The following is an 11860-nucleotide window of genomic DNA, read 5'->3' as shown; positions in this document are numbered from 1 at the left end:
TGAAAAAAAGTAAGTTAAATTAACCAAATTTCCAAAAAAATTTTACAAACCCTTTTTTTTGATATATCATGAGCATATAAAAATGAGAACCACATCACAATAAAAATTATTCTAAGGACCTAAAATCATCGGGTGCTTACCATAAGACTACAGCGAAAAGCCCTGTATCAGGTTTGATACAGGGCTGTTTTATTTAAAGCCTGAATGACTATTTATGTGTACAGATCTGATCAGGCATCTGGATGCAATTGACCAAATTTACCATGATTAAAGTCATGAATCGCCTCAACAATTTCCTGTTTGTTGTTCATCACAAACGGCCCATAACCTTCAATTGGCTCATTCAGTGGTTCGCCAGTCAGAATTAAAAACTTGCTATCTGTCTGCGCATTTAACTCAAACTCGACATCTGCCTGCTCAAACACCACAACACAAGGCGATCCAACCCGATCAGAACCATTCACCATGATTTCACCGCGCATCACGACCAGTAAGGTGTTATGCCCCGCAGGTACTGTAAATTTCTGGGTTTGACCCGCAGCCAAATAACCATCCCATACATTCACTGGGCTAAACGTGCTGGCGGCCCCTTGCGCATTTTGATACTCGCCTGCCACCACACGGATATAACTGCCCGCGTCATCAAGTGAAATCACAGGAATCTCGGTAGATTCAATCGCCTGATATTTTGCAGGTGTCATTTTGGAATGGGCTGGCAAGTTCACCCAGAGCTGTGCCATTTCAAATAGACCGCCATGCTCGGCAAATGCAGGTGAGTGAAATTCTTCATGCAAAATGCCACCACCCGCAGTCATCCACTGTACATCACCGGTTTTGATGGTTCCACCACCACCCGCCGAGTCTTTATGGGTAACTTCACCTTGATAGGCAATGGTCACGGTTTCAAAACCACGATGCGGATGTGAACCCACACCACGCTGTGCATGTGTTGGTTTAAATTCATAAGGTGCCGCATAATCCAGTAATAAAAATGGACTAATCGCTTGCCCAAAACGGTCATAAGAAAATAGATTATTGACTGGAAAACCGTCGCCGACCCAGTGCATATGTTTATTTTGATAGATACCTTGGATATTCTTCATTGCCATGACTCCCAATCTGAGGATAAGCAGTTGCAACGATTGTACTGTTGTTGATGGCGAGATAATAGCCAACAGATGCAACTCAACATCCTACTCACAGGACGATGATCTACACATCAAAAATCATAGAAATAAAAAACCCGTTATGAATGGGCATAACGGGTTTCTCGTTCAGATCCTGAACTTATTCAGAAAGATCAACACAGAGGTATTTCATTTCCAAATATTCTTCAATGCCGTGCTGTGAACCTTCACGCCCCAGACCAGACTGTTTAACACCACCAAAAGGTGCCACTTCATTTGAAATTGCGCCTGTATTTACCCCCACCATACCGTATTCAAGGGCTTCGCCTACACGCCACTGACGCGCAGTGCTTTGGGTAAATAGATACGCGGCTAATCCAAACTCGGTATCATTGGCCATCGCAATCGCTTGCTCTTCTGTTTCAAAACGGAATAACGCTGCAAGTGGTCCAAAGGTTTCTTCTTTTGCAACCCGCATCTCCTGGGTTACACCACTCAAGACGGTGGGTTCAAAGAAGGTACCTCCCTGGGCCGCAAGCTGACCACCCGTTTGGAGGGTGGCACCTTTGCTGGTCGCATCTTCAATATGAGACTGCACTTTGGCAACGGCACGCGCATCAATCAATGGACCTTGAGTCACGCCTTCTTCACGGCCATCACCGACTTTTAAGGCTTTAACCGCATCAACCAGCTTGGTGGTCAAGGCATCATAAATTCCAGATTGCACATAAATTCGGTTGGCACAGACACAGGTTTGACCACTGTTTCTGAACTTGCTCGCCATAATGCCCTGTACCGCCTGATCAAGATTGGCATCATCAAACACCAATACAGGCGCATTCCCCCCGAGCTCAAGTGAGAGTTTCTTGATACTTGGTGCAGATTGCTGCATCAGAATACGGCCGACAGGGGTCGAACCTGTAAAGCTCAGCTTTCTCACCACATCGCTTTCACACAGCGTTTTACCCACTTCAACCGAATCACCACTGATATTGATGAGAATATCTTGAGGTAATCCTGCCTGTAACGCCAATACTTCCAACGCATAAGCCGTTAACGGCGTCAGCTCTGCGGGCTTGACCAGCATTGAGCAACCTGCAGCAATGGCTGGTGCAGCTTTACGTGTAATCATGGCCGCTGGAAAATTCCAAGGCGTAATGGCAGCAGTCACCCCAATCGCTTGCTTGATCACCAATAAACGCTGATGCGCCATAGTTGGCGGCAAAATTTCGCCATCAATGCGACGTGCCTGTTCTGCAAACCAGCGAATAAAAGACGCGGCATAACCAATTTCACCACGTGCTTCTGCCAATGGCTTGCCTTGCTCAGCCGTCAAAATTTGCGCAAGGTTTTCTTTGTGTTCATTGATCAGGTGAAACCATGCCCAGAGTACATCAGCACGTTGTAATGCGGTCTGGGTTTTCCATTTGGCCTGTGCTTGAGCCGAACGCTGAATTGCAGCTTCAACACCTGAACGGTCATGACTTTTTACCCAAGCCAAAGGTGTGCCTTTAGCTGCATCATTCACTTCAATCACAGCACCAGATGTTGGTGCTGTAAATGAAATATCAGGATGCTTGAGTAAATACTGTAAACTTTCCTGAATCATATGACTTACCCAATTGCCTGTGTGGTGTGATCTGTTGCAAGGCTGGCTACGCCTTGTTTTAAAATGTCCAGACCAGAACGGAACTGCTCAACAGGAATCGTTAATGGATACAAGAAACGAATGACATTGCCATATTTACCACAGGTCAATAATAACAATCCGTTTTGCATCGCATAGTTTTGAACAGCTTTTGCTTGCTCGGCAGTTTCAAACTCGGCAGCAACCATCGAACCCAAGGCGCGAATATCCGTAATCACCTGATCGGTCGATTGTTGCAGGCCTTTCAATACGTGTACCAGTTCAGCACCAAGCTCATTGGCACGTTCACACAATTTTTCTTCCTGAATCGCATCAATCACGGCATGGGCTGCGGCAACGGCAACTGGGTTACCTGCATATGTACCTCCCAAACCACCTGGGTTTGGCGCATCCATCACCTCGGCACGACCCACCACACCTGAAATTGGGAAACCGCCACCCAGGCTTTTGGCCATGGTAATTAAATCTGCTTTGGTTTCATAATGGTCCATGGCATACAGTTTGCCTGTACGAGCAAAGCCAGTCTGCACTTCATCTGCAACCAATAAGATGCCATGTTTGTCACATAAAGCACGTAGGCGTTTGAGGAAATCTGCTGGAACCACATTGAAACCACCTTCGCCCTGAACTGGCTCAAGTACAATTGCAGCCACATCATGCGGTGCAACATCTTCACTAAAGATATTTTCAATGCTTTCAAGCGCATCATCGACGCTAATGCCACGAGACTCTACAGGATAACGTGCGTGGAATACGCCACCAGGCATTAAACCGAAATCGCGTTTGTAAGGTGCTGTTTTACCTGTCATAGCCATGGTCATGAATGAACGACCGTGGAAACCATTACCAAACGTAATAATCCCCTGGCGACCTGTATAACAACGTGCAATCTTAACGGCATTTTCAACCGCTTCCGCACCCGTGGTAAAGAATGTGGTTTTTGCCGGGCCTGCAATCGGCGCCAACTCATTGATGCGTTCAGCCAATGCCACATAGCTCTCGTAAGGTGTGACCTGATAAGCAGTGTGGGTAAATCGTTCAAGTTGTGCTTTCACCGCCGCCAATACTTTTGGATGACGATGACCTGTATTTAAAACTGCAATACCACCTGCGAAATCGATATAGGTATTCCCTTCTGCGTCCCAAATTGTTGCATTTTCGGCTTTATCTGCGTACCACTGGCACATTACGCCCACGCCACGTGGCGTTGCTTGTTGTTTACGCTGATTAAGTGCAGAATGTTTAGTGTCCATTTATCTTTCCTCTTGTGTTATTCGTTACAGCTTTGGTCGATACATTCCCGCTATAAATTTCAGAATGCTTTACAATAGCTGTCTATGTCTGTAATTTCGCGCGTCTTGCGTCAACTGACGAGAGCCACTTTTCAACTCCAGGAGAGAGCCAATTGCGTAGTTTGCTGGGCGATCATTTACTACAACGTCTCCAACAAGACGTGGAAGGGAAGCTTCATCAACGTTTATTTCGCTGTTTAAGAGGCGCAATTATCGAAGGTGTGATTCAGCCCAAAACACGTTTACCTGCTTCACGAGATCTGGCCAAAGAGATTCATGTATCACGAAATACTGTACTGTCAGCCTATGAGCAGCTTCAGGCCGAAGGCTATCTGGAAGCCCGAACAGGTCATGGCACATGGGTTGCCGAACAACTGCCCGAGGCTTTTTTAAATACGCCTCATGGCAAGCAACTGGTTGGATTACGCAATCCACCACGTTCATATACGCTGTCACAACGTGGCTCACAGCTTATGGGTTATGCTGCGGCTTCTCCACATCAATGGGGGCCATTTGTTCCAGGTGCACCCGATGTCACCGAGTTTCCACATCATATTTTTAGCCGCATTCAGGCACGTTTAAGCCGTGAACCAGAAATTAGCCATCTGATTTATAGCAATGCAGGTGGCTGCGCCGAGTTACGTAGTGCACTGGCAGATTATTTACGTGTAGCACGTTCGGTACAATGTGACCCAGATCAGATTTTGATCACCGAAGGTGTACATCAGGCGATTGATCTGGTTTCGCGTGCATTATGCGATATTGGCGATCAGGTCTGGATTGAAGATCCTGCCTACTGGGGCATGCGAAACACCCTTCGGATTAATGGACTACAGATTCAGCCGATGCCAGTAGATGCAGATGGTATTATTCCCCAGCAGTATCCAGAACATCCGCCAAAGTTAATCTTTGTCACGCCTTCACATCAGTATCCACTGGGTTCACATTTGAGTCTGGAACGCCGTAAATCGTTGCTTAATATTGCCAAGCGACATGGTAGCTGGATTGTGGAAGATGATTATGACAGTGAGTTTCGCTTTTCTGGTCAGCCTTATCCTTCTTTGCAAGGTCTGGAAACCGATGCACCTGTGATCTATATGGGAACATTTAGTAAAACCATTTATCCTGCGTTACGTATTGGTTATCTGGTGGTTCCCAAGCCATTGTTTTCACCCTTAAGAATTTTAGCTGCCGAGCTATATCGTGGCGGACATTTGCTTGAGCAAAAAGCACTGGCCGAGTTTATTCGTGAAGGACACTACCAAGCCCATATTCGGCGTATGCGCCTGTTGTACGGTAAACGCCGCGCATATCTGGTAGATTTAATTCATCGTTATCTTGGACCCGAATTTGTACACCAATACAATGATGACTCTGGATTACATCTGGTCTTGAAATTGCCTGATTTTTGCGACGATGTCGCCATTGCCACCTCGGCACTCGAACGTGGTATTAAAGTTCGTCCACTCTCTCAATATTATATGCATGCACATGCCAATGCAGAGCGCGGTCTACTGATGGGCTTTGCCTGTGTCACTGAAAAAGATATGGTGATGGCATTTGGTATTTTGTTGCAATGTTTACGAGAAGCCAACGTCCAAACACGTAGTTAAAGCCTGTGTGCCAGATTTTTTCCCATAAAAAAAGAACCTCTTATGAGGTTCTTTTTTAAATTCTAATGCTTAAGTCATCGATTTCTTGCTTTGCTCTAGCATTTTCTCACGGGCATCTTTTCCCCAGTTAAACTTATGCGTCAAGATACCTAAAATCACAATCACCAGGGCCAGGCCAGTAGTATAGGTTACTTCCTTAAAGTAAGTGCCTTCAATCAGCATGGTAATGATTGCACCAATGATCGTGATAATCACGGCATAGGTCAGCCAAGGAAATAACCACATTTTAAAATCAACGGCTTTACCTTCTGCTTCAATCTTCTTACGCATCCGAAGCTGTGAAAACGCAACTGCCAGATAAACATACAGTGCAACTGTACCTGTTGCCAGCATCAGTACATCATAGACATTCATACTTTCTGTAGCCGTTAAATACACGGCAACAATCGAAAAAATACTTGAGAAAATAACACCAGCCCAAGGACTACTGTTGCGATTGGTTTTGGCAAATATCTTCGGTGCATCGCCACGCTTAGACAACGAGAACATCATACGTGAACAGGTATATAACGCCGAGTTAAAGCAGCTACACACAGAGGTTAAAACGACAAAGTTCACAATATGGCGAGCTTCTGGAATACCCAAGGTAGACAAGGTCACACTGTAGGTTCCCCAAGTTGGATCTTTAAGCAATGGATTGTTATGCGGAATCAAACAAACCGTAATAAACATGGAACCCACATAAAACAGAATGATACGCCATACAATCGAGTTGGACGCCTTACGAATTTCTTTTGCTGGATCTTTCGACTCGGCAGCCGCAACTGTGACAATTTCAGCACCCATGTAGGCAAACATGACACCCAGCAACGCCGTGATCACAGAGGAGAATCCGCCTGGCATAAAACCCTGTGCGGTAAGATTGGTAAATCCAGCTGCGCTAGGATCACCCCAAGGCCATAAATGCATGATTGCCAAACTGCCCACTACCAGAAACATGACGATGGCAACCACTTTGATCAAGGCAAACCAGAATTCAAACTCACCATAGTTTTTAACATCTTGTAGATTGACCCACACCAATCCTACAATCACCAACAGCATATAGCCCCAGATCGGAATAAACGGGAACCAGCTATTGAGAATTTTACCAGCGACGTAGGCTTCCCAGCCCATCAACAACGTCCAGAAACACCAATATAACCAGCCGATACTGAAACCAGCCCAGCGGCCAATGGCACGATCTGCATACGTGGAGAATGAACCACTATCTGGGTTCATTACTGCCATTTCACCTAACATGCGCATGATCAGCAAGACCAGCAAACCGCCCAGTGTATAGGCCAATATCGCCGCAGGACCTGCAGAATAAATTACACTTCCCGAACCCACAAATAATGCACCACCAATGACACCAGCAATTGAAATCATGGTGAGGTGACGAGATTGAAGACCACTTTTTAAACCTTCGGAATGGCCAGATTCAGACACGTTCTTGGGCGCTGCCATAAATATTTTCCTTAATACATCAAGAGCAGAGGCTGGCAAAACATGACTTTGCGAGCTCGCTCTCCTCTTAAATTTTTTCAATTCGCTTGGTCTGCTTCATCAAAATAATGAAAACAGGACAAATCGAACGTTTCCGTATGCATACTTCTAATAAAGCTAATGTGTCTTTTTAGGTCTCAATAAACGAGAGCCATTTATTGAGTAAAATCGAGAGCCAATGACGGTATTTACGCACCAAAACTGTGCTATATGTAACCAAATTTGATGCATTATTGATTTATAACCATCTAATGATTTGTTTTTTAATCATATTTAAAAAAATAATTTGAACTTTTTCTATTCTTTTTCTCTGAATAGATTTAAATGTAAATATCTAAATTGGTGGGCATGTGATGATATTTTTTTTGTATAACAAATGATCTGAGCAATGAAGTACCAAGCCTTAGATTAAATATCCTAATTTTTCCTATAAAAAAAGAACCTGATATACATCAGGTTCTCTCTAATCAACCAATACAATATTTATTTGTATCGTCTAAAATGGTAAGTCATCGTCTAAATCGGCTGGTGCAGGTTGCTGCGGTGCTTTTGGCACATAACCACCTTGATTACTGTTATTGCTACCGCCATTGCCATAACCACTGCCTTGATTGAAGTTGTTATTGCCGCTGTTATTGTAACCGCCACCTTGGTTATAGCCTGTGTTTTGCTGCGGCGCATTATTGTTAAAGCGTGGCTGATTAAAATCGTTACCACCGCTCATTGGCTGATCGCCTTGTGAACGTGTATCTAGCATTTGCATCTGGTCACCACGAATTTCGGTGGTATAACGCTCCTGACCATTCTGGTCTGTCCACTGGCGTGTACGCAATGAACCTTCAATATAAACTTTAGAGCCTTTACGCAGGTATTGTTGTGCAATTTCACCTAAACGATTATGCAGTACAATACGGTGCCATTCGGTCTGTTCTTTACGCTCACCGGTACTTTTATCTGTCCACGCCTCGCTGGTTGCAATTGAAAATTGTGTCAGAGATCCACCATTTGGAAAAGTTTTAGTTTCCGGATCACGACCCAAAGTACCAACCAAAATAACCTTATTTACACCACGCATGAGCTGTTTTCTTCCTATTACATTTCTATGTTTTACTTTATAAGAGTTATGCTTAAATGGCTACCTCTGAGCCCAACAACTGCGTTAAATGTTGTCGCGCAGTATCATCAATGACGCGTTTATCGACTTTTATATAAGCCACACGCTGCTCAGTCATCACCACGACTTCTTCAATACCACGAATTGCCAAGAGTTTTGAAGTCCACTCATCCGTTTGTTTAACTTCTGGTAATGGCAATACAATTGAAGATAAATAACGCGGTTGAGCCAGACTAAAACTGATCAGCAGCCATAGTATAGCAATCGCTGCCAAGATACTCCAACCCAGTGAAGTATTATGTAACATCAGCAATTGCCCACCCAGCGTACCGCCAAAAAAAGCGCCCAGAAACTGGCTGCTGGCATTAATCCCCATGGCAGTGGCTTTAGATTGAATTGGAGCAGATTTGGATAGCCAAGAGGGCAATAAAGCTTCCATCACATTAAAGGCAATAAAGAAAATACCGAGCCCTGTGAGCAGAATGTATTTTGACTCATAGCCAAAAATCAGGATCAGCAACCCGACAATAATACCTGTAATCGCGGTCAGAAAAATGCCACGCATTTTGCGATATTTTTCCGCCACAATAATACTAGGAAAAGCAAAAAACAGGCTGACTAACAGTAGTGGTAAATATACAAGTCCATGTTTTGATAATGGAATACCTGCAAACTCGATGAGTTGGGAAGGTACATAAATAAACATGGCGGTCAGCAAAAGATGTAAGGAAAAAACCGAAAGATGCAGACGGTTCAGATCTCCCATTTGAATCACTTGTTTTAACTGCGCCAGATAACCCTGTTGAAAGTTTTTATGGTGTCGTGTGACTTTAGGAACTAATAACAGCATGAGAATCGCAACCAGACCCATCACAGTGGTGACCCAAAATAAGCCTGAAATCCCGACCAGACTGGTGAGCCACGGCCCCACACTAAATGCCACCACAAAAGACAGGCCAATACTCATCCCCATGGCTGCCATCGCTTTGGTGCGCTGTTCTTCACGTGTCACATCGGCCAATAATGCCATAACTACCGCAGATACCGCGCCAGCACCTGCAATAGCACGTCCAATAATTACACCATAAATGGTATGTGACATGGCTGCCACTGCACCACCCAGTGCAAACAGTAGCAAACCTATCACCACCAGTGGTTTACGACTAAAGCGGTCTGCAACCAGACTAAAAGGAATTTGCAACAGTGCTTGACTGAGGCCATACACCCCTACAGCCAAACCAATCAGGGCTGGCGTCGCGTATTGATAGGATTGTCCTGCAATTGAAAACACAGGAATAATCATGAACAAACCCAACATACGCAAGGCAAAAATACTGCTTAATGCAAACGTTGAGCGACGCTCCAATGCATTCATCATATCAACACGCTTATCTTAACTTAATCAAATTATAGAGGATTCAACATTAAACTTCGCCTGATTTGACGAAAATATCACACCCATAAAAAAGGGTGCCTATGCACCCTTTATTGTATTGAGTTTAACTGAAACCTAGCTTAATCGCTTTGTTCCTGATGCTTGCTATACTGAATCGAAGCCAAAACCGCCCACACAATAAATGCAACACCAATTAAACCAGTGACCACCTCTGGCACATGCACACCCGTCCCACTGGCGAGCATAATAAATGCCAGGGCACCAATCGCGTAATGTGCACCGTGTTCAAGATAGATATAAGCATCTAGTGTGCCTTTCTCGACCAGATAAACGGTCATTGAACGCACAAACATCGCACCAATCGCCAATCCTAACATGATAATGACGACATCACTGGTAATTGCAAATGCACCAATGACACCATCAAAACTAAACGAGGCATCTAGCACTTCCAGGTAAAGGAATCCACCAAAACCTGCTTTGATTACACCTGTTGAAGCACCAGAACCATCATGACCGATGGCATTACCATTCTCATCAATTTCAGGCTCGCCACCCAACAGATGACTCAAAACCTGCACACCAATATAAACCACGAGCCCCCAGATTCCCGCCATCGTGACCACCAGACGTTTATCATCCGATACATACGCTGCCATAATCAGCATCGCAACCAATGCGACAAATACCGACATGGCAGGAATGTTAGCTAAGTTGGCAAGTTTGGCTTCAATCCATTTAAACCAGTGAGTGTCTTTGCCATCATCAAAGAAAAAGTTTAAAAACACCATCAATAGGAACGTACCACCAAATGCCGCAATTTCGGCATGATGCTGCATCAAACGTTCAGAGTAATTTTTTGGATCATTCAGTGCCATTTTTGCCACTTCAATCATGCCCATGTCCGCAGTCACAGCAACAATTGCTACTGGGAAAATCAGACGCATTCCAAATACAGCAATCAGAATACCCACTGTTAAAAACAGCATTTTCCAGAAATGATCCCAACCACGCAGTACCGATGCATTGACCACAGCATTGTCAAATGACAATGAAACTTCCATCACAGCCAAAATTGCAGTAATAGTGAGTGCCTTAAACATAGTGGAAAGTCCAGCCTCTGGCCCATGGGTATAGCCCCAATAAGCAGACAAAGCCAAACAAATGACTGTAAAGAAAATGGAAAAACGAAAATGCTTCATGGGCGCCCTGAGTCAAATTGATCAAAATTAGAATTTCGGTGTGTATTATGCGGGTTTTTCGGATTGTTTAAGATGACATTTATCACTTTTTACTAAAATATTAAGGCAGATTTAATCAAGACAATTGCATACGACCAGACAAAAAATTTTGCTATAGTCTGGCCTGATCAAATTGATTTAAAGAGCACAATTTTTATGAGCTTTAGCCAAGACCTATGGAACAATAATATTGATTTATATCAAAAAATATTAGACTTGCCTTTTAATCAAGAGCTGGCAAAAGGGACACTGCCTGAAGCCGCATTTTGTCACTATGTGATTCAGGATGCACATTATCTGCTGGCTTATGGTCGTACTTTGGCTGTTGCTGCTGCAAAAGCATTTGAGGCCGATGATGTTATGCAATTTTCCGAAGCTGCCAAAATTGCCATTGTGGTAGAACGTAGTTTGCACAATGATTTTATGCAAGTGTTTGGAATTTCTAAACACACGTTTGAAACAACACCGTTGACACTCGCATGTCATCATTATACTTCTTTCCTAACAGCAACCGCCTGGTCGGAAAGTTATCCAGTTGTACTGGCAGCGCTCTTACCCTGCTTCTGGATTTATGCCGAAGTGGGTCATGACATTGTGAGCAAATCGGTAAACAATAACCCCTATCAGGCATGGATTGATACCTATTCAGGCGAAGAATTCCATACCGCTGTACGCAACGTGATTGCCACTGTTGATAAAGTCGCTGCGCGCTGTGATGATGATACTAAAGCCAAAATGCATGCTGCTTATAGCATGGGCGCCAAACTGGAATGGCTGTTTTGGGACAGTGCCTATCATCAGCGTCAGTGGTTAGGATTATCCGATTAACCTCATGTATCGACAGTGAGTCACACACTGAATCTGCTGTTATGGGCAAGATT

General features: G+C 44.2%; 9 protein-coding genes. 2 read left to right on the top strand and 7 right to left on the bottom strand.

The features are described 5' to 3' along the window. Window positions 1–230 precede the first annotated feature (230 nt). The 3 genes from F952_RS05190 to gabT form a co-directional block, all read right to left on the bottom strand. Window positions 231–1103: a pirin family protein gene (locus F952_RS05190; RefSeq protein ID WP_004923510.1), complete on the bottom strand. Its 873-nt coding sequence runs from the start codon at window positions 1101–1103 to the stop codon at window positions 231–233. A gap of 184 nt (window positions 1104–1287) precedes the next feature. After that, the gene (locus F952_RS05185; RefSeq protein WP_004923508.1) at window positions 1288–2736 is read right to left on the bottom strand and encodes an NAD-dependent succinate-semialdehyde dehydrogenase; all 1449 of its coding nucleotides are present in this window, start codon (window positions 2734–2736) and stop codon (window positions 1288–1290) included. A 5-nt stretch (window positions 2737–2741) separates the two neighbouring features. After that, entirely contained in the window at window positions 2742–4028 is a 1287-nt protein-coding gene (gabT, locus tag F952_RS05180; RefSeq protein ID WP_004923505.1) for a 4-aminobutyrate--2-oxoglutarate transaminase, read from the bottom strand. A gap of 152 nt (window positions 4029–4180) precedes the next feature. Here gabT and pdxR point away from each other — a divergent pair, with 152 nt between their 5' ends. Next, window positions 4181–5680, top strand: coding sequence for a MocR-like pyridoxine biosynthesis transcription factor PdxR (gene pdxR / locus F952_RS05175; RefSeq protein ID WP_004923502.1), 1500 nt, complete (start codon window positions 4181–4183; stop codon window positions 5678–5680). 69 nt (window positions 5681–5749) lie between these two features. On the opposite strand, the gene F952_RS05170 is transcribed toward pdxR, so the two are convergent. The 4 genes from F952_RS05170 to F952_RS05155 all read right to left on the bottom strand — a co-directional run bounded on the left by F952_RS05170 (window position 5750) and on the right by F952_RS05155 (window position 10940). Then, window positions 5750–7189, bottom strand: coding sequence for an amino acid permease (locus tag F952_RS05170; protein ID WP_004923500.1), 1440 nt, complete (start codon window positions 7187–7189; stop codon window positions 5750–5752). Between the two features lie 535 nt (window positions 7190–7724). Then, on the bottom strand, window positions 7725–8303 hold the full coding sequence (gene ssb, locus F952_RS05165; RefSeq protein ID WP_004923497.1) for a single-stranded DNA-binding protein: 579 nt from the start codon (window positions 8301–8303) through the stop codon (window positions 7725–7727). A 52-nt stretch (window positions 8304–8355) separates the two neighbouring features. Next, window positions 8356–9720 carry an MFS transporter gene (locus F952_RS05160; protein ID WP_004923496.1) on the bottom strand — a complete coding sequence of 455 codons (1365 nt, stop codon included), beginning with the start codon at window positions 9718–9720 and terminating at the stop codon, window positions 8356–8358. 137 nt (window positions 9721–9857) lie between these two features. Beyond that, window positions 9858–10940: a DUF475 domain-containing protein gene (locus F952_RS05155; protein WP_004923493.1), complete on the bottom strand. Its 1083-nt coding sequence runs from the start codon at window positions 10938–10940 to the stop codon at window positions 9858–9860. 195 nt (window positions 10941–11135) lie between these two features. Here F952_RS05155 and tenA point away from each other — a divergent pair, with 195 nt between their 5' ends. After that, window positions 11136–11807: a thiaminase II gene (tenA, locus tag F952_RS05150; RefSeq protein ID WP_004923492.1), complete on the top strand. Its 672-nt coding sequence runs from the start codon at window positions 11136–11138 to the stop codon at window positions 11805–11807. Window positions 11808–11860 lie beyond the last annotated feature (53 nt).

It is taken from the genome of Acinetobacter baylyi DSM 14961 = CIP 107474 (assembly GCF_000368685.1).
Classification (GTDB): domain Bacteria; phylum Pseudomonadota; class Gammaproteobacteria; order Pseudomonadales; family Moraxellaceae; genus Acinetobacter; species Acinetobacter baylyi.
This window is presented reverse-complemented; position numbering and strand designations above follow the sequence as displayed.